This window comes from Pseudomonas sp. S2_H01, from assembly GCF_054668305.1.
Map to the genome: position 1 here is coordinate 2477621 of NZ_CP162756.1, position 24029 is coordinate 2501649.

The 24029-nt window shown below is 59.7% G+C and carries 21 protein-coding genes; 9 read left to right on the top strand and 12 right to left on the bottom strand.

Translation table 11 applies throughout. From position 1 onward, the window contains the following. The first annotated feature begins 123 nt into the window (after window positions 1-123). Both AB4N84_RS10980 and AB4N84_RS10985 read left to right on the top strand, forming a co-directional pair. The gene (locus tag AB4N84_RS10980) at window positions 124-2769 is read left to right on the top strand and encodes an MGH1-like glycoside hydrolase domain-containing protein (RefSeq protein ID WP_460046342.1); all 2646 of its coding nucleotides are present in this window, start codon (window positions 124-126) and stop codon (window positions 2767-2769) included. Between the two features lie 75 nt (window positions 2770-2844). Beyond that, window positions 2845-4032, top strand: coding sequence for an MFS transporter (locus AB4N84_RS10985; RefSeq protein WP_460046343.1), 1188 nt, complete (start codon window positions 2845-2847; stop codon window positions 4030-4032). A gap of 183 nt (window positions 4033-4215) precedes the next feature. Here AB4N84_RS10985 and AB4N84_RS10990 read toward each other — a convergent pair whose 3' ends face one another. The 4 genes from AB4N84_RS10990 to glyQ are packed head-to-tail and all read right to left on the bottom strand — an operon-like array spanning window position 4216 to window position 8619. Continuing rightward, entirely contained in the window at window positions 4216-4986 is a 771-nt protein-coding gene (locus tag AB4N84_RS10990) for a lysophospholipid acyltransferase family protein (protein ID WP_460046344.1), read from the bottom strand. A gap of 56 nt (window positions 4987-5042) precedes the next feature. Beyond that, complete coding sequence (gene gmhB, locus AB4N84_RS10995) at window positions 5043-5594, bottom strand: D-glycero-beta-D-manno-heptose 1,7-bisphosphate 7-phosphatase (protein ID WP_074757442.1); 552 nt, start codon at window positions 5592-5594, stop codon at window positions 5043-5045. A gap of 26 nt (window positions 5595-5620) precedes the next feature. Beyond that, the gene (gene glyS / locus AB4N84_RS11000; protein ID WP_074757444.1) at window positions 5621-7675 is read right to left on the bottom strand and encodes a glycine--tRNA ligase subunit beta; all 2055 of its coding nucleotides are present in this window, start codon (window positions 7673-7675) and stop codon (window positions 5621-5623) included. Next, on the bottom strand, window positions 7672-8619 hold the full coding sequence (gene glyQ, locus AB4N84_RS11005) for a glycine--tRNA ligase subunit alpha (RefSeq protein ID WP_074757446.1): 948 nt from the start codon (window positions 8617-8619) through the stop codon (window positions 7672-7674). The genes glyS and glyQ overlap by 4 nt, the downstream gene beginning before the upstream one ends. A gap of 81 nt (window positions 8620-8700) precedes the next feature. Here glyQ and AB4N84_RS11010 point away from each other — a divergent pair, with 81 nt between their 5' ends. After that, window positions 8701-9252 (top strand): DNA-3-methyladenine glycosylase I, encoded by a 552-nt coding sequence (locus tag AB4N84_RS11010; protein ID WP_074757448.1) that lies wholly within the window; start codon window positions 8701-8703, stop codon window positions 9250-9252. Window positions 9253-9415: 163 nt separating this feature from the next. Further along, complete coding sequence (locus tag AB4N84_RS11015) at window positions 9416-10303, top strand: lysophospholipid acyltransferase (protein ID WP_460046346.1); 888 nt, start codon at window positions 9416-9418, stop codon at window positions 10301-10303. Window positions 10304-10452: 149 nt separating this feature from the next. Here AB4N84_RS11015 and AB4N84_RS11020 read toward each other — a convergent pair whose 3' ends face one another. The 5 genes from AB4N84_RS11020 to def form a co-directional block, all read right to left on the bottom strand. After that, window positions 10453-10743 (bottom strand): tetratricopeptide repeat protein, encoded by a 291-nt coding sequence (locus AB4N84_RS11020; protein ID WP_460046989.1) that lies wholly within the window; start codon window positions 10741-10743, stop codon window positions 10453-10455. A gap of 35 nt (window positions 10744-10778) precedes the next feature. Then, window positions 10779-12152 carry a Trk system potassium transporter TrkA gene (gene trkA, locus AB4N84_RS11025; protein ID WP_074757454.1) on the bottom strand — a complete coding sequence of 458 codons (1374 nt, stop codon included), beginning with the start codon at window positions 12150-12152 and terminating at the stop codon, window positions 10779-10781. A 175-nt stretch (window positions 12153-12327) separates the two neighbouring features. After that, entirely contained in the window at window positions 12328-13650 is a 1323-nt protein-coding gene (gene rsmB / locus AB4N84_RS11030; protein ID WP_460046347.1) for a 16S rRNA (cytosine(967)-C(5))-methyltransferase RsmB, read from the bottom strand. Continuing rightward, window positions 13647-14606 (bottom strand): methionyl-tRNA formyltransferase, encoded by a 960-nt coding sequence (gene fmt, locus AB4N84_RS11035; RefSeq protein WP_460046348.1) that lies wholly within the window; start codon window positions 14604-14606, stop codon window positions 13647-13649. The genes rsmB and fmt overlap by 4 nt, the downstream gene beginning before the upstream one ends. A 125-nt stretch (window positions 14607-14731) precedes the next feature. After that, a complete protein-coding gene (def, locus tag AB4N84_RS11040) occupies window positions 14732-15238 on the bottom strand; it encodes a peptide deformylase (RefSeq protein WP_074757460.1) in 507 nt (168 codons plus the stop codon). Window positions 15239-15380: 142 nt separating this feature from the next. Here def and AB4N84_RS11045 point away from each other — a divergent pair, with 142 nt between their 5' ends. The 3 genes from AB4N84_RS11045 (at window position 15381) to AB4N84_RS11055 (ending at window position 18240) form a co-directional block, all read left to right on the top strand. Then, entirely contained in the window at window positions 15381-16406 is a 1026-nt protein-coding gene (locus AB4N84_RS11045; RefSeq protein WP_074757462.1) for a LysM peptidoglycan-binding domain-containing protein, read from the top strand. 124 nt (window positions 16407-16530) lie between these two features. Next, on the top strand, window positions 16531-17643 hold the full coding sequence (dprA, locus tag AB4N84_RS11050; RefSeq protein ID WP_460046350.1) for a DNA-processing protein DprA: 1113 nt from the start codon (window positions 16531-16533) through the stop codon (window positions 17641-17643). Window positions 17644-17682: 39 nt separating this feature from the next. After that, a complete protein-coding gene (locus AB4N84_RS11055; protein ID WP_460046351.1) occupies window positions 17683-18240 on the top strand; it encodes an L-threonylcarbamoyladenylate synthase in 558 nt (185 codons plus the stop codon). Between the two features lie 125 nt (window positions 18241-18365). Here the strand turns inward: AB4N84_RS11055 and AB4N84_RS11060 are convergent, their stop codons facing one another. Beyond that, complete coding sequence (locus tag AB4N84_RS11060; protein WP_074757468.1) at window positions 18366-19343, bottom strand: NADPH:quinone reductase; 978 nt, start codon at window positions 19341-19343, stop codon at window positions 18366-18368. Window positions 19344-19557: 214 nt separating this feature from the next. Between AB4N84_RS11060 and hemF the strand changes: the two genes are divergently transcribed. Both hemF and aroE read left to right on the top strand, forming a co-directional pair. After that, window positions 19558-20478, top strand: a complete 921-nt coding sequence (gene hemF / locus AB4N84_RS11065) for an oxygen-dependent coproporphyrinogen oxidase (RefSeq protein ID WP_074757626.1) — start codon at window positions 19558-19560, stop codon at window positions 20476-20478. Beyond that, window positions 20478-21305 (top strand): shikimate dehydrogenase, encoded by an 828-nt coding sequence (gene aroE / locus AB4N84_RS11070; protein WP_460046352.1) that lies wholly within the window; start codon window positions 20478-20480, stop codon window positions 21303-21305. The genes hemF and aroE overlap by 1 nt, the downstream gene beginning before the upstream one ends. Before the next feature lie 194 nt (window positions 21306-21499). Here aroE and choX read toward each other — a convergent pair whose 3' ends face one another. Together choX and betC are read right to left on the bottom strand one after the other, a co-directional pair. Further along, window positions 21500-22426 (bottom strand): choline ABC transporter substrate-binding protein, encoded by a 927-nt coding sequence (gene choX, locus AB4N84_RS11075; protein ID WP_460046353.1) that lies wholly within the window; start codon window positions 22424-22426, stop codon window positions 21500-21502. A gap of 40 nt (window positions 22427-22466) precedes the next feature. Next, the gene (betC, locus tag AB4N84_RS11080; protein ID WP_074757628.1) at window positions 22467-23972 is read right to left on the bottom strand and encodes a choline-sulfatase; all 1506 of its coding nucleotides are present in this window, start codon (window positions 23970-23972) and stop codon (window positions 22467-22469) included. Window positions 23973-24029: the final 57 nt, after the last annotated feature.

The window sequence follows — 24029 nt, forward strand, 5'->3', positions numbered from 1 at the left end:
TGCCATGAGTAATCGCCCTTTGAATTACCGGGTTGCCAATAATTTGACCGAACGCGGCCCCCGATAGATTTCCTTGCAATCAGCGCCTGTTAAACGGCCAATCTGACTTTCTGGAAAGTGAACATGCCTGCCGAAACAACCAGCAAAACCCTGCAGCAGACGACTGAGGGATTACGCCTTGTAGGGGACGCAGCCAACGGTTGGCGGGAATGGGGACCGTATGTGAGTGATCGCCAATGGGGAACAGTGCGGGAGGATTACAGTGCGGACGGCGATGCGTGGGCCTACTTCCCCCATGATCATGCTCGCAGTCGCGCTTATCGCTGGGGCGAGGATGGTCTGGCCGGGTTCTCTGACAAGTCGCAGCACTGGTGTATCGGACTGGCGTTATGGAACGAGCGTGACGCGATTCTCAAGGAGCGTCTGTTCGGTCTGAACAACGCCGAGGGCAACCACGGCGAGGACGTGAAGGAGCTTTATTTTCATGTCGACGGTTTGCCGAGTCATGCCTACATGCGCATGCTTTACAAATATCCACACGCGGCCTTTCCTTACAGTGATCTCGTAGAAGAAAACGCACGACGCGGGTTGGACGATCCCGAGTACGAAGTGCTCGATACCGGTGTCTTTAACGACAATCATTATTTCGATGTGACTATCGAATACGCCAAGCACACGCCTGACGACATCTTCATGCGGGTGACCGTGGTCAACCGATCCGATTGCTCGGCGAGCCTGCAGGTGTTGCCACAGGTGTGGGCGCGGGATATCTGGAGCTGGGCCGGCGAGCCTGTCGACCGCCCTGCCCTCGTGCTGCAGAACGATCAAGTGGCGGCTCGTCACCCCTCACAGCCCGACAAGGAAGTAACCGCCTGGGGAAAACAATCCTGTGACTGGTTGTTTTGCGAGAACAGCACCAACACTCCTCGGCTGTTCGGCGAGCCTGCCAGTGGGCCGTTCAAGGACGGCATCAATGATTACATCGTCGGTGCCAACCGAGATGCGATCCGACATGACTCAGGCACCAAGGTTGCCGCGCACTTCCACATGCGCCTTGAAGCCGGAGCCTCTGAGGTCGTTTACCTGCGCTTTGCGCCAGCCGGCTCGGCTCACGTCAATGCCAAGGCACTGTTTGAACAGCGCACGTCCGAAGCCAACCAGTTTTACGGTGCACTTCAGCACAGGCTAAAGGATGAGGACGCGCGCAATGTCCAGCGCCAGGCGCTGGCTGGATTGCTGTGGTCCAAGCAACTCTATAATTTCGACGTCAAAGCCTGGCTCGAAGGGGATCCGGGAAAAGGCCCTTTACCCGCAGGGCGCTCGCACATTCGCAACAATCAATGGCGGCACCTGTGCAATTTCGACATCGTCTCGATGCCGGACAAATGGGAGTACCCCTGGTACGCCTCATGGGATCTGGCATTTCAGGCCGTGGCATTTGCGTTGATCGACATCGAGTTCGCCAAGGACCAGTTACTGATGCTGGTCAAAGACCGCTTCATGCATCCCAACGGCCAGCTTCCCGCCTATGAGTGGCGCTTCGACGACGCAAATCCCCCGGTCCATGCGTGGGCGACGTGGCGCGTCTATCTGATGGAAAAAACGCAAACCGGCAAGGGAGATGTGGTTTTCCTGGAGCGAATTTTCCACAAGCTGCTGCTGAATTTTTCATGGTGGGTCAATCGCAAGGATGCCGAGGGGCACAACATCTTTCAGGGCGGATTCCTGGGACTGGACAACATTGGTCTGTTTGATCGCTCGGCCGCCCTCGCCCCCGGTTACCAACTGGACCAGGCTGATGGCACTGCGTGGGTCGCAGGTTATGCGCTGGACCTGATGCGCATTGCGTTGGAGCTTGCTCAGCACAATGAGGTGTACGTCGACATCGCGGTGAAGTTTTTCGAGCACTTCCTTTATATAGCCGGGGCGATCAACGAGGTCGACAAGGAAGACGTAGAGGGACTCTGGGACGAAGACGACGGCTTTTTCTACGACGTGCTGCACCGACCTGACGGTTTGCGAGAATCCGTGCGGCTGCGCTCTTTCGTGGGGCTGATACCTCTGTTTGCCGTGCGTGTCCTGGAGCAGCGCGAGCATGAAGGTTTGAAGGGATTGCGTGAGCGTCTGCTGGGCTTTCTGCACCATCGCCCAGACCTTGCGGCGTTGATCTCTCGCTGGACCGAACCGGGCAAGGGCAACCGTTTGTTGCTGGCGCTGTTACGCGGACAACGGACCAAGGACCTGATCAAGCACATGCTCGACGAAAGCGAGTTTCTCTCGGGCTTCGGTGTGCGGTCTTTGTCCCGTTACTATGGCGATCAGCCGTTCAAGATGCAGGTGGATAGCAGCACGCTGTGTGCGGACTATCAGCCGGCGGAATCGAACTCTCGTTTGTTTGGCGGCAATTCGAACTGGCGCGGGCCGGTCTGGATGCCGCTGAACTTCATGCTGATCGAGTCGCTGCGGGAGTTTCATCGCTATTACGGCGAGAATTTTTCTGTTGAGTACCCCAGCGGCTCAGGGTATCTCGCGTCACTGGAAGAAGTGGCAGACGGACTCAGCCATCGCATAAACAGTCTTTTCCTACGAAATGAGGAAGGCAATCGTCCTTCGATGGCGGGTTATCCACAGCTTGAAATAGATCCCGAGAGTCGGGATCTCGTGTTGTTTCATGAGTATTTCCACGGCGAGAACGGGCGCGGTCTAGGGGCGTCCCACCAGACAGGCTGGAGTGCGCTGGTGGCCCTTCTCCTTCAGCCGAAGGAATAGACTCGCCGACCGCTCGCGCGCTGAGCATCTGAATCGCGGTTTCAGGAAAAAGACGGATCAAGGAGCTGTAACCGGATGTCGTTTCGCAAATACCAGAAAGTGCTGGCGATCCCGAGGGTATTGCCGGCCACGTTGTTTATGTTCGTCGCGGGTTTACCGCTGACGATCATGACGCTGACGTTAAGCCTTCACGTCCTCAATGAGATGGGTCGCAGTTATTTCGACGCGGGCCTGGTGGCGACAGCCACAGCGTTGGGGTTTGCCGTGGGATCACCGTTGCTGGGACGCATGATGGACCGGCATGGTCTGCGTCCGGTGGTCGCGGCCTGCGGTGCGTTATCCACAGTCGCCTGGGTTCTGCTGCCGCTGGTGAATTACATGCTTTTCGTCGCCCTAGCCTTTGCTGCCGGCGTTTTCACCATACCGACAGGCTCGCTCTCGAGGCAGTTCGTCGCCAGTCTGGTTCCGGAAGATCAGCGTCGTGCGGCGTATTCGCTGACGACGATGCTGATGGAGCTCTCTTTTGTCATCACCCCTGCTGTCGGCATTCTGTTGATAACGGCCTATTCGGCAACTGCGGTGCTGGTGGGCATCGGCATCTGGCGAGCACTGTCCTACGCGGCGCTTTACCTGTTGAACTGGCCGATCCGCAATCCCGATGAAGTCGTCGCGGTGACGGAGCCCGCCCGGCCGACGTTGCGTGAGTGGCTCAATGCTCGGCTGATAAGCGTGTTGCTGATCAGCTCGGGCGCGCTGTTTGTGCTGTTCGGGACGGAGCTCGCATTGATTGCTGTGTTGCGGGAGAACGGCGAGATCGCATACACCGGCTATGTGATCGCAGCCATGTCGATTGCCTCGATTGCCGGGGGTTTCGTTCACGGGATTGTCCACAGGTCCTGGTCGTTGAACCGGCTGGCGGTGACCATGAGTCTGTTACTGCTGCCTGTCGTCTTCTTCGATCAGGTCTGGTGGTGGCTGTTACTGGCGCTCTTGCCGACCAACCTGTTATGTACGCCGACGCTGGCGGCGAGCTCCGAAGCGGTCGCGCAGCTCGCCCCCGCCAGTGTGCGAGGTCAGGTCATGGGGCTGCAGGATTCAGCGAACCGGATGGGCCAGACCCTCTCGATGCCGTTGGTGGGGTATGCGATTGACAACCTGTCGCCGGCGATGGGGTTTGTTGCAGCGGCGTGCGGAGGGCTGGTTTTAATCGCAATCGCGGCGCTGTGTAATCTGTGGATATCGAAAGGTACCCAAACGGCCTGAAAACAAAATCGGTCTTGACCGGGAAGGCTCAAGACCGATGGATTCAGCGCTAATAACGAACGCTCAAGAAAACTTATGCACGTTTTAGGCTTGATAATTGCCGACAGAAATAAGCAATGAAATTAAAGACTTAGATCTGTTTAATGGAAATTTCGCACAATTGGTGCACAGGTTATCCACAATTCACACGGGTGATTTTTCAGGTGCGGGTGCAGGCATGGCCGCTGAGCCCAGCGCCTTCTGAGTGGCCTCGTTCCAGGCGTAGACTCGGTCGTTCAGCGCTGCGATGGCGCGCGGCCCCGTACCCTCTGCATACATGGGTTCGCCGATCACTACCTCGATGGTCCCAGGCTTTTTCCCCCAGCCTTCTTTCGGCCAGTATTTGCCCGCGTTGTGGGCGATCGGCAGAACGGGCAACTCAGCATTCACCGCCAGTGCCGACCCGCTGCGGGAGAACTTGCCGATCTGGCCGTAGGGCACGCGCGTCCCTTCCGGAAAGATCATCACCCAGACGCCGTCTTTCAATAATTCATCGCCCTTCTTCGCCACGACCTTGAGCGCAGCTTTGGGATTGTTGCGATCGATGGCGATCGGCCGCAGCATAGCCATTGCCCAACCGAAGAACGGTACATACAGGAGCTCACGCTTGAGCACCTGACTCAGCGGCTGGAAGTGCGCGGACAGGAAGAACGTTTCCCATGTGCTCTGGTGATTCGAAACGATTACGCAAGGCGTCTTGGGGACGTTTTCCTGGCCTGTGACATTGACCCGGATGTTGAGCAACACCCTGGTCAGCCAGACCGCACAGCGACACCAATAGACATTGATGAAGCGATAACGAATGCGGAACGGCAGGAAAGGCGCGATGAAAAAACTCAGCGAGCACCACAGCAGAGCGCTGGTGCCCAGCAGCAGGTAAAAGAAGAAGATCCTGATGGCCTGCACTATCGACATAGCTGCTTTTACCATTACGGGCAGTGCCCGGATTGAGCGTGCCGTTGAACGACCGGTCAGCCGTTCAACGAAGCGCTGTTGTGGATAAGTTCGGCGGCAACCGCCGCCAGATCGTCAAAAATCAACGTTCCCGCGGGCAATGGATTGCTCCGCGTCTTGTGACCTTTGCCCGTCATGACCAGAACAGGTTGAGAGTCGACGGCCACCGCCGCCTCCAGGTCACCCTTGCTGTCGCCGACAAACCAGATTCCGCGTAAATCGACGGCGTAATGGCTGGCAATGGTGCGCAACATGCCCGGCTTCGGTTTGCGACAATCGCATCCCTGATCCGGTCCGTGAGGACAATAAACAATCAGACCGACCTCGCCGCCCTGCGCCGCCACGAGTTCACGCAGTCGTGCGTGCATGGCGTCCAGGGTGGCCAGATCGTAATAGCCGCGAGCGATGCCGGACTGGTTGGTGGCGACTGCCACCGTCCAGCCGGCCTTGCTCAGTTGCGCGATCGCCTCGATCGAGCCGGGGATCGGAATCCACTCTTGCACCGACTTGATGTAAGCGTCGGAGTCTTCGTTGATCACTCCGTCCCGATCGAGAATCAGCAGCTTCAAATCATGTTCTCCTGCCTCAGCCCGGCTTAACCCAGTAGGGAAATGTCGGCGACGCCGAGGAACAGGTTGCGCAGACGTGCCAGCAACGCATAACGGTTGGCCCGCACGTTTGCATCTTCTGCGTTCACCATCACGGCTTCGAAGAAGGCGTCAACGGGTTCGCGAAGGGCGGCCAGACGGGTCAGGGCTTCGTTGTACTGACGGTTGGCAGACATCGGCACGACGGCCTGATCGGCCTGTTGAATCGCCGAGTACAGCGAGAACTCGTTAGCGTTGTCGAAGTACTTCGGCTCGACGGTGTGGGCAATGTTGCCCTCCGCCTTGCTCAGCAGATTCGACACACGCTTGTTCACGGCCGCCAGTGCCGCCGCTTCAGGCAGCTTGCGGAATGCCTGAACGGCTTGCACGCGCTGATCGAAGTCCAGCGCCGAGCCGGGTTGCAGAGCACGCACCGACAGGTACACCGACACATCGACGCCTTCGTCTTCGTAACGCGCACGCAGGCGGTCGAAGATGAACTCAAGAACTTGCTCGGCCAGACCGGCCGACTTCACCTTGGCACCGAACTGGGTGACGGCGAACTGCACCGTCTTGATCAGGTCGAGGTCCAGCTTCTTCTCGATCAGGATGCGCAGGATGCCCAGCGCTGCACGACGCAATGCGTACGGGTCTTTGCTGCCGGTCGGCAACATGCCGATGCCGAAGATGCCGACCAACGTGTCGAGCTTGTCGGCGATCGCCACGGCGGAGCCGGTCAGGGTGCTTGGCAATTCAGCGCCAGCGCCACGCGGCATGTACTGCTCGTTGAGCGCCAGTGCTACGTCTTCCGGTTCGCCATCCGCCAGCGCGTAGTAGTAACCCGCTACGCCCTGCATTTCAGGGAACTCGCCGACCATTTCGGTCGCCAGGTCGCACTTGGACAGCAGGCCCGCACGGCCGGCGCGCTGAGCGTCGCCGCCAATGCGCGGGGCAATGAACGCGGCCAGCTTGGAAACGCGCTCGGCTTTGTCGAACACAGTACCCAACTGAGCCTGGAACACGACGTTCTGCAGACGCTGGTTGAAGGTTTCCAGCTTCTGCTTCTTGTCTTGCTTGAAGAAGAACTCGGCGTCGGTCAGACGCGGGCGAACGACTTTCTCGTTACCCAGGACGATCTGCGACGGGTCCTTGCTCTCGATGTTCGCGACGGTGATGAAGCGTGGCAGCAGCTTGCCGTCGGCATCCAGCAGGCAGAAATACTTCTGGTTGTCCTGCATGGTGGTGATCAGGGCTTCCTGAGGGACTTCCAGGAAACGCTCTTCGAACGAACACACCAGCGGAACTGGCCACTCGACCAGCGCGGTCACTTCGTCGAGCAGTGCAGGCGGGACAATCGCCGTGCCTTCGTGCTGGGTTGCCAGCTCTTCAACGCGCTTGCTGATCAGCTGACGGCGCTCGTTGAAGTCGGCCAGCACGTGGGCTGCGCGCAGGTCGCTGGCGTAGTTGGCAGGCGAGGTGATGCGCACGCTTTCAGGATGGTGGAAGCGATGACCACGGGACTCACGACCGGCGGTTTGAGCCAGGATCGTGCAGTCGATCACTTGATCGCCAAACAGCATCACCAACCATTGGGTCGGACGCACGAACTCTTCCTTGCGAGCACCCCAGCGCATGCGCTTAGGGATTGGCAGGTCATTCAACGAGTCTTCGATGATGGTCGGCAGCAGGCTCGAGGTCGGTTTACCGGCGATGCTCTGGCTGTAACGCAACTTGGGACCGCTTTGGTCGATTTCGCTCAGGTCGACGCCGCACTTCTTGGCGAAGCCCAGTGCCGCCTGAGTCGGATTGCCTTCAGCGTCGAACGCGGCCTGACGTGGCGGGCCGTCCAGATTGACGCTGCGGTCCGGTTGCTGAGTCGCCAGTTCGGTGATCAGTACGGCCAGACGACGCGGCGCGGCATACACCTGCTTGGCGCTGTAAGTCAGGCCAGCGGCTTGCAGGCCTTTTTCGATACCGGCCAGGAATGCATCGGCCAGGGTGTTCAGGGCTTTGGGTGGCAGTTCTTCGGTGCCCAATTCAACCAGGAAATCTTGAGCACTCATTGTGCAGCCTCCAGCTTAGCCAACACTTCATCGCGAATATCCGGTGCAGCCATCGGGAAGCCAAGTTTGGCCCGGGCCATCAGGTACGCCTGGGCAACGGAACGCGCCAGCGTGCGCACACGCAGAATGTATTGCTGACGCGCGGTCACGGAAATCGCGCGACGGGCATCCAGCAGGTTGAAGGTGTGCGACGCCTTGAGCACCATTTCATAGCTCGGCAGCGGCAGTTCAGCAGCGATCAGGCGCACGGCTTCGCTTTCGTAGAAATCGAACAGCTCGAACAGTTTGTCGACATTGGCGTGTTCGAAGTTGTAGGTCGATTGCTCCACTTCGTTCTGGTGGAACACGTCGCCATAGGTCACTTTGCCGAACGGGCCGTCGGTCCAGACCAGGTCGTAGACCGATTCAACGCCTTGCAGGTACATCGCCAGACGCTCGAGACCGTAAGTTATCTCGCCAGTGACCGGGTAGCACTCGATGCCGCCCACTTGCTGGAAATAGGTGAATTGAGAAACTTCCATGCCGTTCAGCCAGATTTCCCAGCCCAGGCCCCAGGCACCCAGGGTTGGCGATTCCCAGTTGTCTTCTACGAAGCGCACGTCGTGCACCAGCGGATCGAGGCCGACATGCTTCAGCGAGCCCAGATACAGCTCCTGGAAGTTGTCAGGGTTTGGCTTCAGAACGACCTGAAACTGATAGTAGTGCTGCAGGCGGTTCGGGTTCTCGCCATAGCGGCCATCGGTAGGACGACGGCTCGGCTGTACGTAGGCGGCGTTCCAGGTTTCCGGGCCGACGGCGCGCAGAAACGTGGCGGTGTGGAAAGTGCCGGCGCCCACTTCCATATCGTAGGGCTGAAGTACCACACAACCTTGCTCAGCCCAGTATTGCTGGAGGGCGAGGATCAAGTCTTGGAAGGTACGCACGGCTGGCGTAGGCTGGCTCACGAAATTCACCTGTACTGGGGGCTGCGATTTAAAGAGCGGGAGTATACCCGATTCAGCAGCGCCTCCACCCTTGGGAGCCCTATGCCACGCTGCTTTTGGTGCAACGAAGATCCGCTTTACATGGACTATCACGATCAGGAGTGGGGCGTGCCGTTGCGCGACGCGCAGATGCTGTTCGAGTTTCTATTGCTCGAAGGGTTCCAGGCAGGTCTGTCGTGGATCACGATTTTGAAGAAGCGCGCGCGGTATCGCGAAGTGATGTTCAACTTCGACGTGCAGCGCATTGCAAACATGACCGATGCAGAGATCGAGGCATTGATGCTTGAGCCGGGCATCATCCGCAACCGTCTGAAACTCAACGCAGCGCGCAAGAATGCACAGGCCTGGCTGCGTCTGGAAGACCCGGTTGCGTTCGTCTGGTCGTTCGTCGGTGGCCAGCCAAAGGTCAATCACTTCAAGGATCGCAGCGAAGTCCCGGCCATCACGCCAGAGGCCGAAGCCATGAGCAAGGCCCTGAAAAAAGCCGGTTTCACCTTCGTCGGCCCGACCATTTGCTATGCGTACATGCAGGCCACGGGGATGGTCATGGACCACACGGTGGATTGTGATCGGTATGCCGAGCTCTCACGGTAATTGAATATCCATTGTAGGAGCCGGCTTGCTGGCGAAAGCGGTGTATTAGCCGCTATTAGAGGTGGCTGACCCGACGCTTTCGCCAGCAAGCCGGCTCCTACAGGGGACCGCACTGGTCGCCGTAGTGGTTACAATGCCCACCTCATCGATTCAGGAGTGATCTGTGGATAAGTTCAAAGGCGCCATGATGGTCGGGGCGTTGCGGTTATTTGCCCTGTTGCCGTGGCGTGCCGTGCAGTGGGTCGGCACCGGCATCGGCTGGTTGATGTGGAAGCTGCCTAACCGTTCTCGTGAAGTCGCGCGCATCAACCTCTCTAAATGTTTTCCCGAGCTGAGCCCCACCGAGCTTGAGGCGCTGGTCGGTCGCAGCCTGATGGACATCGGCAAGACGTTGACCGAAAGCGCCTGTGCGTGGATCTGGCCTGCTCAGAAATCGATCAATCTGGTCCGTGAAGTCGAAGGTTTGCAGGTGTTGAAAGACGCGCTCGCGTCCGGCAAAGGCGTGGTCGGCATCACCAGCCACCTGGGCAACTGGGAAGTGCTCAACCACTTCTATTGCAGCCAGTGCAAGCCGATCATTTTCTATCGTCCGCCCAAGCTTAAAGCCGTGGATGAACTGCTGCGTAAACAGCGTGTGCAGTTGGGTAACCGTGTGGCCGCGTCGACCAAGGAAGGGATTCTCAGCGTCATCAAGGAAGTGCGCAAAGGCGGTTCGGTGGGCATTCCGGCGGATCCGGAGCCGGCTGAGTCGGCCGGTATCTTCGTGCCGTTCTGCGGCACCGTGGCGCTGACCAGCAAGTTCGTGCCGAACATGCTGGCGGGCGGCAAAGCGGTGGGCGTGTTCCTGCATGCCATGCGCCTGGAAGATGGCTCAGGCTACAAAGTGGTTCTGGAAGCGGCGCCGGAAGATATGTACAGCACCGACACCGAAACCTCGGCGGCGGCGATGAGCAAGGTCGTTGAGAAGTACGTGCGCGCTTACCCGAGCCAGTACATGTGGACCATGAAGCGATTCAAGAAGCGGCCCGAGGGGGAGACGCGCTGGTATTGAGTCTGGCCTGAGCGAGCGCGGTCACTCCTGTAGAAGCCGGCTTGCTGGCGAATGGAGCCGTCCTGATACATCACTGTTGAATGACGGATTGGGTTCGCCAGCAAGCCGGCTCCTACAATGAATTGCATTTCTATGCGGTATCTGGGGCGCTACGCTTTGCGATCCAGCTTTTTAAGAAACACCGTCATCTCTTTTTCGGCCTGTTTGTCGCCATGGCCGACTGCCGCTGAAATCCCCTGCTCCCAGGCCTGACGGGCTTGTGCGGTATCCCCCGCCGCCAGCCAGGCCTTGCCGAGCAACTTCCACGCCGCGGAATATTTCGGGTCGAACTCGACGCACCGCTGCAAGTGCTCGCCGGCCTTCTGAGGATCTCCGGCATCGAGATACCCTTTGCCCAGACCGAAACGCAGCAGTGCGTTATCCATGCCCTTGGCGAGCATCTTTTCCAGCGATTCGAGCACGTCGATCTCCTTGCTTAAAAAAAGCTCAGCCCTACCTGAAATAGCCGTTCCACATCGCGGATGTACTTTTTATCCACAAGGAACATGACCACATGGTCGCCGGATTCGATCACCGTGCTGTCGTGGGCAATGAGCACTTGTTCGGCGCGAGTGATAGCCCCGATGGTGGTACCGGGCGGCAGGTTGATGTGCTTGATGGCCTTGCCGATCACTTTGCTCGACTTGGCATCGCCGTGTGCCACGACCTCAATGGCTTCGGCGGCGCCGCGCCGTAGAGAGTGCACGCTGACAATGTCGCCGCGCCGCACGTGAGCCAGCAAGGTGCCGATCGTCGCCAACTGCGGGCTGACCGCGATGTCGATTTCCCCGCCTTGCACCAGGTCCACATACGCCGGGTTGTTGATGATGGTCATGACCTTTTTTGCGCCCAGCCGCTTGGCCAGCAACGACGACATGATGTTGGCTTCATCGTCGTTGGTCAGGGCAAGGAACAGGTCGGCGTTGTCGATGTTTTCTTCCATCAACAGGTCTCGGTCCGAGGAGCTGCCTTGCAGGATCACGGTGTTGTCGAGTGTGTCCGACAAGTAGCGACAGCGTGCCGGGTTCATCTCGATGATCTTCACTTGGTAACGATTTTCGATGGCCTCGGCCAGACGCTCGCCGATCTGCCCGCCACCGGCGATGACGATGCGCTTGTAGCTCTCGTCCAGACGGCGCATTTCGCCCATCACCGCACGAATGTCCGCCTTGGCGGCAATGAAGAAGACTTCGTCATCCGCTTCGATGACGGTATCGCCTTGGGGAATGATCGGACGGTCTCGGCGGAAGATAGCAGCGACGCGGGTGTCGACATTAGGCATGTGCGCGCGCAACTGACGCAGTTGCTGGCCCACTAACGGGCCGCCGTAATACGCCTTCACGGCAACGAGTTGCACCTTGCCGCCGGCAAAGTCGATGACCTGGAGCGCGCTCGGGTATTCGATCAAACGCTTGATGTAATTGGTGACGACTTGCTCCGGGCTGATCAGCACGTCCACCGGAATGGCGTCGTTGTCGAACAGCCCGGCACGGGTCAGGTAGGCCGATTCCCGAACCCGGGCGATCTTGGTCGGGGTATGAAACAGCGTGTAGGCGACCTGGCAGGCGACCATGTTGGTTTCGTCGCTGCTGGTCACGGCCACCAGCATGTCGGCATCGTCGGCACCGGCCTGGCGCAGTACGGTCGGGAAAGAGCCACGGCCTTGAACGGTGCGGATATCCAGCCGGTCACCCAGTGCGCGCAGGCGATCGGCATCGGTGTCGACCACAGTGATGTCGTTGGCTTCGCTGGCCAGATGTTCTGCCAGCGTGCCACCGACCTGTCCTGCACCGAGAATGATGATCTTCAATCAGTCTCTCCTTGAATTGATGATGGTGTCGTTGCCTGCGCAGGGGGACGCATATGTTTGAAAGGGAACGCGGACTGTAGGAGCCGGCTTGCTGGCGAATGCAATCGATCATTCACCACAGTGGCGTCTGACCTGACGCTTTCGCCAGCAAGCCGGCTCCTACAAGGGAGTCGCGTCAGGTGCCTGCCACGATCTTGATCAGTTTGGCGTAATAAAAGCCGTCATGCCCGCCTTCCTGCGCCAGCAACTGGCGGCCGTGGGGTTGTTTAAGGCCCGGCGGTGGATTGCCTTGCTGACCGGCGATGTCCAGCTCCCGTGCGCCGGGCGTGCGGGCGAGGAAGGCGTCGACCACTTCGGTGTTCTCGGTGGGCAGTGTCGAACACGTGGCGTACAGCAGAATGCCGCCCACCTGCAGGGTCGGCCACAACGCATCGAGCAGCTCGCCTTGCAGCGTCGCAAGGGCTGGAATGTCATCGGCCTGACGGGTCAGCTTGATGTCCGGGTGACGACGAATGACACCGGTCGCCGAACAAGGCGCGTCGAGCAGAATGCGCTGGAACGGCTTGCCGTCCCACCATTGATCGGTGGCACGGGCGTCGGCGGCAATGAGCTCTGCGCTCAGGCCCAGACGATCCAGGTTCTCCTTCACGCGCACCATGCGCTTGGCTTCCAGGTCCACGGCGACAACGCCCGCGAGCCCCGGCTGCACCTCAAGCAGATGGCAGGTTTTGCCGCCCGGAGCGCAACAGGCATCGAGCACACGTTGACCCGGCGCCAGCTCCAGCAGATCGGCCGCCAGTTGTGCGGCTTCGTCCTGCACGCTGATCCAGCCCTCGGCGAAACCCGGCAGCGAGCGAACGTCACTTGGTTCGGTCAGCACGATGCCATCCTGACTGTAGGTGCTGGCAGTGGCGGCGATGCCTGCGTCCTGCAGCAACTGGACGTACTGGTCACGCGTCTTATGACGGCGATTGACCCGCAGAATCATCGGCGGATGTGCGTTGTTCGCGGCACAAATCGCCTCCCAATGCTCCGGCCATGCGGCTTTGAGGGCTTTTTGCAGCCAGCGTGGATGAGCGGTTCTGACGACAGGGTCGTGCTCGAGCTCGGTCAGCAACGCTTCGCCTTCACGCTGCGCACGACGCAGGACAGCGTTGAGCAGTGCCTTGGCCCACGGTTTTTTCAGTTTGTCTGCGCAACCAACGGTTTCACCGATGGCCGCATGCGCGGGGATGCGCGAATAAAAGAGTTGATACAAACCGACCAGCAGCAATGCCTGAACATCGTTGTCGGCGGCTTTGAACGGTTTCTGCAGCAGCTTCGCGGCAAAGGCTGACAGCCGAGGCTCCCAGCGGGCGGTGCCGAACGCCAGGTCTTGGGTCAGGCCGCGATCACGGTCCTCGACCTTGTCCAGTTGAGTGGGCAGCGAGCTGTTGAGCGACGCTTTACCGCTGAGTACGGCAGCCAATGCCTTGGCAGCGGCGAGACGCGGATTCATTGGCTGTCCACCTGAGCGCCCAATACGGTGCCTACGGCAAATTTTTCACGACGGCTGTTGAACAGATCAGCGAAGCCCAGCGGTTTGCCGCCCGGCAATTGCAAGCGAGTCAGGCGCAGGGCGTTATGCCCGCAGGCCACGACCAGACCGTCCTTGCTGGCGCTGAGTACCTTACCGGGCTCGCCTTCGCCTTCGGCGACTTGAGCGGCAAGCACTTTCAGTGCTTCGCCGTTGAGGGTGCTGTGGCAGATCGGCCAGGGGTTGAAGGCGCGAACCAGACGTTCCAGTTCATCCGCCGGGCGCGTCCAGTCGATGCGTGCTTCGTCTTTGTTCAGCTTGTGAGCGTAGGTGGCAAGACTGTCGTCCTGAACTTCGCCCACCAGTGAACCCTCCGCCAGGCCTGCAATGGCCTGTAGAACAGCAACGGGTCCGAGCTCAGCCAGGCGATCGTGCAAGGTGCCGCCGGTGTCTTCGCCGGTGATCGCGGTAACGGCCTTGAGCAGCATCGGTCCTGTATCCAGACCGGCTTCCATGCGCATGACCGTGACGCCACTTTCAGCATCGCCAGCCTGCACGGCGCGCTGGATCGGCGCCGCACCGCGCCAGCGCGGCAGCAAGGATGCATGACTGTTGATGCAGCCCAGGCGGGGAATATCCAGCACCACCTGTGGCAGGATCAGGCCGTAGGCGACCACCACCATCAGATCGGGCTTGAGGACGGCGAGCTCGGCCTGTGCTTCAGGCGCACGCAGGGTGGGCGGTTGCAGCACCGGAATATCGTGCTGCAGGGCGAGTTGCTTGACCGGGCTGGGCATCAGCTTCTGGCCACGGCCTGCCGGGCGATCGGGCTGGGTGTAAACCGCGATCACTTCATAGGGGCTGTCGAGCAGGGCTTTGAGGTGTTCGGCGGCGAATTCAGGGGTGCCGGCGAAGACGATGCGCAGTGGCTCAGTCATGGGCTTCTCTTTGAAGAATATGGCCGCAGGAGAGCATTTGCCCGGGGTTGCAGGGTGTCAGCCGACGAGTGCGTCAGGGACAGATTGCAATCGCGGGCAAGCGCGCGCCTACAGATAGGGAGGAATCAAGCGTTTTGCTTGTGCTGTTTTTCCAGCTTCTTCTTGATCCGGTCACGCTTGAGATTAGACAGGTAGTCCACGAACAGCTTGCCGTTGAGGTGATCGCATTCATGCTGAATGCACACGGCGAGCAGGCCTTCGGCGATAAGTTCGTAAGGCTGGCCATCACGGTCCAGCGCCTTGATCCTGATCTTCTGGGGACGGTCGACGTTTTCGTAGAAGCCAGGCACCGACAGGCAGCCTTCCTGGTACTGATCCATTTCGTCGGTCAGCGCCTCGATCTCGGGGTTGATGAAAACCCGTGGTTCGCTGCGATCTTCGGAGAGATCCATTACAACGACGCGCTTGTGTACGTTAACCTGCGTCGCCGCCAGACCGATGCCAGGTGCCTCGTACATGGTTTCAAACATGTCGTCGACCAACTGGCGAATGCCGTCGTCCACAGCAGCCACCGGCTTGGCGATGGTGCGCAGGCGCGAATCGGGGAATTCGAGAATGTTTAAAATGGCCATATACGTAAGAGCTGCACTTGTAGGGTAAAGTCAAAATCGGCTGCTAGGCTGTGGACGTCACAAGCGGGCAACCCTTGTAAAACCGAAGTCTCGCAAGACTCAATGTTTCACGCGAAGCCAACATGATAAAGGGATTCACCGCATGAGGAAATCACTACTCGCCCTGCTGCTGTTGGCCGCGACAGGCCTTGTCCAGGCGCAAGTACAACTCAGGGATGGCCATCCACAGAGTTACACCGTTGTCGCCGGTGACACACTCTGGGACATTTCCGGCAAGTTTCTGAGCCAACCGTGGAAGTGGCCGCAGCTCTGGCGCGCGAACCCGCAGGTCCACGACCCTGATTTGATCTACCCCGGCGACACGCTGAACCTCATTTATGTGGACGGCCAGCCGAGGATTGTTCTTAACCGTGGCGAGTCTCGCGGTACGATCAAACTGTCCCCTCGGGTGCGCAGCACGCCTATCGCCGATGCGATTCCGACCATTCCTCTGGGCGCAATCAACGCATTCCTGCTCAACAACCGGATCATGGACACCGCCGAGCAGTTCGAAGATGCACCGTACATTGTGGCCGGTAATGGCGAACGCGTCTTGAGCGGCGCCGGGGACCGGATTTATGCGCGAGGCAGCTTTGACCCGGCCCACGTGTCCTACGGCATCTTCCGCAAGGGCAAGACCTACTACGACCCAGAAACCGATGAGCCCTTGGGTATCAACGGTGACGACATCGGCAGCGGTGAAGTGGTAGCCCGCGAAGGTGACGTGGCGACGGTGCAGATGCAGCGTTCGACTCAAGAGGTTCGCCTGGGCGACCGCCTGTTCGTCAGTGAAGAGCGCGCGATCAACTCCAACTTTCTGCCGAGTGAGCCGAAGCAGGAAATCAGAGGCACGATCATCGATGTGCCGCGCGGCGTGACTCAGATTGGCGAGTTCGACGTGGTCACGCTGGACCGTGGTCGTCTCGACGGTCTGGCGGAAGGCAACGTGCTGGCGATCTACAAGGCGGGCGAGACTGTTCGCGACCGCATCACGGGCGAGCAGGTAAAAATCCCGGACGAGCGTTCAGGTCTGCTGATGGTATTCCGTACTTACAATCGCTTGAGCTACGCGATGGTGCTTCATGCGTCCAGATCTCTGGCGGTGAACGACCGGGTGCGCAATCCGTAATGCTATGTATCAGCTCTAAAACACTTTTTCCCACCGGCGTGCTTCACTTATCTAATTGTTGTTAACAGACTTATCCACAGGTTGGCCCACTCATTGAAGTGGGCCACGGATCAAGGAAGATCTCATGCCGTTGTTCGAAAATGCCGGGCAGTCCCCTGCCGAGCTGGAGGCGCGTCTGCGCCTTCATCGATTGCCCGAAATCGGTCCCAAGCGTTTTCATACCCTTATCGATGCGTTCGGCAGTGCCTCTGCTGCGTTGAGCGCGCCGGCGTCCGCCTGGCGATCCTTGAGGCTTCCGGCGGCCAGTTCTGACGCACGGCGCAGCCCGCAAGTGCGTGACGGTGCGAGCGCTGCATTGGCCTGGCTAGAGCGTCCGGGCCAGCATTTGTTGATGTGGGACGATCCCGACTACCCTGCCTTACTGGCTGAAAATGCCGATCCCCCTCCGCTTCTTTTCATCGCCGGTGATCGCACCTTGCTTGATCGTCCGCAGCTCGGGATGGTCGGCAGTCGACGCGCCTCCAGACCGGGACTCGATACGGCGAAGGCGTTCGCCCGTAGCCTGGCGGGGGCTGGATTTGTTGTCACCAGCGGCCTTGCACTCGGCATCGATGGCGCTGCGCATCAGGGTGCGCTGGATGTAAAAGGTGCCACGATCGGCGTCCTTGGCACGGGCATCGAAAAACTTTATCCACAGCGGCATCGTCAACTTGCAGCGACCATGGTGGCGCAGGGTGGCGCGGTGATTTCCGAGCTTCCGCTGGACGCCGAACCCCATGCCAGCAATTTTCCGCGACGTAACCGGATTATCAGCGGCCTGTCGTTGGGCGTGCTGGTGGTGGAGGCCAGTGTTGCCAGTGGCTCGCTGATCACGGCGCGGCTGGCCGCTGAGCAGGGCCGGGAGGTCTACGCGATTCCCGGATCGATTCATCACCCGGGCGCTCGGGGCTGTCATCAACTGATCCGTGAAGGCGCGGTGCTGGTGGAGACCATCGATCACATACTGGAGGCGCTGCAAGGCTGGAAAAATCTGCCGCCGAGCAATGAACCGGGGGAAAGCAAGCCTGGAATTATCCATCCCCTTCTGGCGTTGCTGCATGCCGCTCCGCAGACCAGCGAGGGCTTGTCAGCCAGCAGTGGCTGGCCGTTGCCCAAGGTACTGGCGGCGCTGACGGAGCTTGAACTCGACAACAGCGTGGCCTGTGAGGCCGGGCGATGGTTTGCCCGGGCGCCCTGAGGTTAAACTGCCCACCAGCGTTAATTCGGAGAGTGAACGATGGTCAGCAGTTGGCGTGTGCAACAAGCCGCACGAGAGATCCGGGCCGGAGCGGTGATTGCCTATCCAACCGAAGCGGTATGGGGTCTGGGGTGCGACCCTTGGGATGCGGAAGCGGTTTACCGCTTGATGGCAATCAAGGCGCGGCCTGTGGAAAAAGGCTTGATCCTGATTGCCGACAATATTCGCCAGTTCGATTTCCTCTTCGAGGATTTCCCTGAGCTGTGGATTGATCGCATGGCCAGCACTTGGCCCGGCCCGAACACCTGGCTGGTGCCGCATCAGGGCCTGTTGCCCGACTGGATCACAGGTGGCCGCGACACCGTGGCGCTGCGTGTCAGCGATCATCCGCTGGTGCGTGAGCTGTGCGCGTTGACCGGGCCGCTGGTGTCGACGTCGGCCAACCCGACGGGCCGACCTGCCGCGCGTTCGCGGTTGCGGATCGAGCAGTATTTCCACAATCAGCTGGACATGGTCTTGGGTGGTTCGCTGGGCGGGCGTCGTAATCCGAGTGTGATTCGTGACCTTGTGACGGCCGAGGTGGTGCGGGCGGGGTGATGTCGTTTGCACGACCCTGTAGGCGCTGCGCGAGGTTACGAGAGTGGCGAATGCGGTGTGTCAGGCAAAACGCGTTCGCCACCGTCGTAACCTCCGGCAGCTCCTACAGGTATTGAGTCGTTGGACTAAGGCACCAAAATGATCGACCCGGTCGTGCGTCGTGCCGACAGCTCGGTGTGCGCCTTGGCCGCGTCCTTCAAGTCGAATTTTTTCAGGTCATCCACCTTGACCTTGCCGCTGGACACCATTGCGAACACCTCGTCGGCCATCGCCTGCAAGGCTTCCGGGGTGTTGGCGTAGGAACCGAGGGTCGGGCGGGTTACGTACAGCGAGCCTTTCTGCGCCAGGATCCCCAGGTTTACGCCCGATACAGCCCCTGAAGCGTTGCCGAAACTCACCAGCAGTCCGCGCAGCTCCAGGCAGTCCAGAGAGGTTTCCCACGTGTCTTTGCCGACGCCGTCGTAGACCACCGAGACTTTCTTGCCATCGGTCAGTTCAAGCACGCGCTTGGCCACGTCTTCCTTGCTGTAGTCGATGACTTCCCACGCGCCGTTGGCTTTGGCGTGGGCGGCTTTCTCCGGTGAGCTGACCGTGCCGATCAGCTTCACACCCATGGCGCTGGCCCACTGGCAGGCGATGGAGCCCACGCCCCCGGCGGCGGCGTGAAACAGGATGATTTCTTCTGGACGAATTTCGTACGTCTGCCGGAACAGGTACTGCACAGTCAGGCCCTTGAGCATGATGGCCGCGGCTTGCTCAAAGCTGATGTCGTCCGGCAGTTTGACCACGTTGGCCGCCGGTGTCAGGTGCAGGTCGGCGTAGCTGCCAAGAGGCCCGGTGCCGTAGCCCACGCGGTCACCGACTTTGACGTGGGTGACTTCTGTGCCGACCGCCTCGATCACGCCCGCCCCTTCGTTACCCAAGCCCGATGGCATCGAGGCAACGGGATACAGACCCGTGCGGAAATAGGTTTCGATGAAATTGACGCCAATCGCTTTGTTGCGCACAAGCACTTCGTTCGGACCGGGAGCGGCCGGCTCGAAGTCGACGTACTCAAGAACTTCAGGGCCGCCGTGGGCGCGGAACTGGATACGCTTTGCCATTTGCTTTCTCCGTCATGGATCGAAACTTTTGTACGAAAGGGCTCTATCGGACTCCTTCGTTTGGTCTTCGTCAACTGCGGCACCGGCCAAGCCGGTGATATGCTACGCGCCACTTTCGCGGCCGCGTTTTGATGGGCGACGCTCTTCTCAGCGGCAGATTGCGCCCAAAACGATGCTCACAAACACCGGTTTCACGTTCTTTCAAGGTACTGCCATGTCCTTTCGCACCGATGCCGTCAAAGCCTATCTGCTGGATCTGCAAGACCGGATCTGCGCCGCGCTGGAACAGGAAGACGGCAGCGCACGTTTTGTCGAAGACGCCTGGGAGCGTCCCGCCGGTGGCGGCGGACGGACCCGAGTGATCGAGAACGGCGACGTCATCGAAAAAGGCGGCGTCAACTTCTCCCATGTCTTCGGCGCAGGGCTCCCGCCTTCAGCCAGTGCTCATCGTCCGGAACTGGCTGGACGTGGCTTTGAGGCATTGGGCGTGTCGCTGGTCATGCACCCGCATAACCCACATGTTCCGACCTCACACGCCAACGTGCGTTTCTTCATTGCCGAAAAAGAAGGTGAAGAACCGGTCTGGTGGTTCGGCGGCGGCTTCGACCTGACGCCTTACTACGGTGTTGAAGAAGACTGCGTGCACTGGCACCGAGTCGCCGAGCAGGCCTGCGCGCCGTTTGGCGCCGACGTCTACCCGCGCTACAAGGCTTGGTGTGACCGGTATTTCCACATCAAGCATCGCAATGAGCCGCGCGGCGTGGGCGGTCTGTTCTTCGATGACCTGAACGAGTGGGATTTCGACACCAGCTTCGCTTTCCTGCGGGCCATCGGCGATGCCTTTGTGGACGCCTACCTCCCCATCGTGCAGCGCCGCAAGGCCACGCCTTATACGGCACAGCAGCGCGAATTTCAGGAATTTCGCCGTGGCCGTTACGTGGAATTCAACCTCGTTTACGACCGAGGCACGCTGTTCGGGTTGCAGTCGGGTGGCCGCACCGAATCCATCCTCATGTCCCTGCCGCCGCAGGTACGTTGGGGTTACGACTGGAAAGCCGCGCCGGGCAGCGAAGAAGCGCGTTTGACCGACTACTTCTTGCAGGATCGCGACTGGCTCGCTGAGGAAAACACGTAATGACTGACCACTATGTCGTCTTCGGCAACCCGATCGCACACAGCAAGTCACCGCTGATTCACCGCCTGTTTGCCGAGCAGACCGGTCAGGCGCTGGATTACCAGACCGCCCTGGCGCCAGTCGATGACTTCACGGCGTTCGCCAGGCAGTTCTTCGTGTCCGGGCTTGGCGCAAACGTCACTGTGCCGTTCAAGGAAGAGGCCTATCGTTTGGCGGATCAACTGACCGAACGCGGTCGTCGCGCCGGGGCGGTAAACACCTTGGCGATGCAAGCCGACGGCAGCCTGTTGGGCGATAACACCGACGGCGCGGGCCTTGTGCGTGACTTGAAGGTCAATCATGGCGTGACACTCAAGGACAAGCGCGTGCTGTTGCTGGGGGCTGGCGGGGCTGTACGCGGTGCGCTGGAGCCGCTGCTGGCCGAAGAGCCGTACGTGTTGGTCATCGCCAACCGCACGGTGGAGAAGGCCGAACGGCTGGCACAGGAGTTTGCGGATATCGGTCCGGTGCTGCCCGCCGGTTACGACTGGCTTGAAGAGCCGGTGGACATCATCATCAACGCAACGTCCGCCAGCCTTTCGGGAGAGGTGCCGCCGATTGCGCCAAGCCTGATTCAACCGGGCGAAACCTTTTGCTACGACATGATGTACGCCAAGGAGCCCACCGCGTTTTGCCGTTGGGCGACCGAGCATCATGCCGGGCGAGCCGTGGACGGCCTGGGGATGCTGGTCGAGCAGGCGGCGGAAGCCTTTTTCCTGTGGCGCGGCGTGCGCCCGGACTCAGCGCCGGTGCTGGCCGAGTTGCGGCGGTTGATGGCTGAGGGTTGATCAACAAGTGGATGCTGCTGGCGGTCGCCGATCTACCTAATGCCGCAGATCTACTGTGGGAGCGAATTCATTCGCGATTCGCCGTTACATCCGACACATTTCTGTCGCCTGTGGCGCCGTCTCGCGAATGAATTCGCTCCCACATGTCAGTCATCAGCCTTGAGATCAAATTGATCCCAAGGTCTGGAGGACGCTTACAACTTGGCCTTGACCGCTGGCAGCGCATCCTTGTCGTCGATGGTTTTTACACCGCTCAACCACTTCTCAAGCACCGCCGGGTTTTCCTTGAGCCAGGCTTTGACCGCTTCGGTATTGCTGACCTTGTTGTCCACCACGTTCTTCATGATGGTGTTTTCCATGTCCTGAGTGAACGTCAGGTTGGAGAACAGCTTGGCCACGTTCGGGCAGGCGTCGGCGTAGCCCTTGCGGGTCACGGTGTACACGCTGCCGGTATCACCGAAGTACTTTTCGCCACCTTTCAGATAGTGCATGCCTTTGATCTGCACGTTCATCGGGTGCGGTGTCCAGCCTAGGAACACCACGAACTCCTTCTTCTTCACGTTGCGCTGCACTTCGGCCAGCATCGCCTGTTCACTGGACTCAACCAGTTTCCAGTCGCCCAGGTCGAACTCGTTCTTCTTGATGATCTCCTGAATCGACGCGTTGGCCGGAGCCCCCGAACCGATGCCGTAAATCTTCTTGTGGAACTTGTCGGCGAACTTGTTCAGGTCGGCAAAGTTATGCACACCCGCGTCGTAGACGTAGTCAGGGACGGCGAGGGTGAACTCGGTGCCTTCCAGGTTCTTGGCGTATTGCGTCACATCGCCGGTGGCGATGAACTTGTCATAGAAGCCCTGCTGCGCAGGCATCCAGTTGCCCAGGAAAACGTCCATTTGACCGTCTTTGAGACCACCATAGGCAATCGGCACTGCCAGCGTATCGACCTTGGTCTTGTAACCCATGCTGTCGAGCAGAAAGCCCGCCGTGGCATTGGTTGCAGCGATGTCGCTCCAACCTGGATCGGCCATCTTGACCGTACTGCAGCTTGCGTCAGCGGCGTATGCAACGACGCTGCTCAAGCTCATCACCGCAACCGCCAGCGTTGTGAACAACTTCTTCATGGTGTGCCCCTTTTTTTGGTTTTCTAAGTGTTGGCAGGGTTCAAGGTTGTGGATAACGGGCCTTGCGCTCCAGATCGTCTAGATCGATATGGTTGCGCATGTATTGCTGACTGGCGTCTACCAGCGGCTGGTGATCCCAACTCTTCAGCTTGCCGAGGGCCAGCGACTCGGCGACGAAACGCCGACGACGCTGGCTGGCGAGCACCTGATGGTGTATCGCCGGAATGTCCCACTTGGCCTTTGCTTCGGCCAGGAACGCGTTGAACAGGTCGCGGTGAGCCTCGGACTGGCTCAGCTCTTCCTGCTCCTTCGGGTCGTTCTCCACGTCATACAGCAGACATGGATCTTGTTCCGAATAGATGAATTTATAAGCGCCGCGACGAATCATCATCAGCGGGCTGTTGGTGCCCTCGGCCATGTATTCACCGAACACTTCATCGTGACCGCCCGTGCCTTGCAAGTGCGGCAGCAGCGAACGGCCGTCGAGCGGAAGGCCCGCCTCCAGCTCGCCTTGCGCCATCGCGACGAAGGTCGGCAACAGGTCGGCGGTGGACACGGCGGCCTTTACCCGGCCGGCCTTGAACTGACCCGGAGCGTACACGAGCAGTGGCACACGGGCGGACATTTCAAACCAGTGCATTTTGTACCAGAGCCCACGTTCGCCGAGCATGTCGCCGTGATCGCCGGAGAACACGATGATGGTGTCGTCGGCCAGACCGGTGTCTTCCAGGGTCTTGAGCAGCTTGCCGACGTTATCGTCGATGTAGCTGCACGCGCCGAAGTAAGCGCGGCGAGCGTCGCGGATTTTGTGTTCCGGCAGCGGCTTGTCCCACAGGTCATAAACCTTGAGCAGACGCTGGGAGTGCGGGTCCTGATCGGCCTGCGCGGGCGGTGCAGGCGGCATGGGAATCTCGTCGTCGGTGTAGAGATTCCAGAACGACTTGGGAATGGTGTACGGATCGTGCGGGTGAGTCATCGACACGGTCAGGCAGAACGGCTGGTCACCGTCTTCACGCACATGGTCGAACAGGTACTGCTGCGCCTTGAAGACCACTTCTTCGTCGAAGTCGAGCTGGTTGGTCCGCACGCACGGGCCGGCCTGCAGCACCGACGACATATTGTGGTACCAGGTCGGGCGAACGTCCGGCTCGTCCCAATTGACCGCCCAGCCATAGTCGGCGGGATAGATGTCGCTGGTCAGGCGCTCCTCATAGCCGTGCAGTTGGTCGGGACCGCAGAAGTGCATCTTGCCCGACAGCGCCGTGCGATAGCCAAGACGGCGCAGATAGTGGGCGTACGTCGGGACATCGGCCGGGAAGTCGGCAGCGTTGTCATAAGCGCCGATTTTGCTCGGAAGCTGACCGCTGACGAGGGTAAAGCGCGACGGAGCGCACAGCGGGCTGTTGCAGTAAGCAGCGTCGAACACCACGCCGTCAGCGGCGAGGCGGCTCAAATTCGGCATTTTGATTGGAGATGAGGCGTAAATCGGCAACATCGGCGCGGCCATTTGATCGGCCATGATGAAAAGAATGTTCTTGCGCTTCATGTATTCGCGGCATTCCATAGTGAATATTTATGCGAAATTGCTGCTCCAGAGAATGAG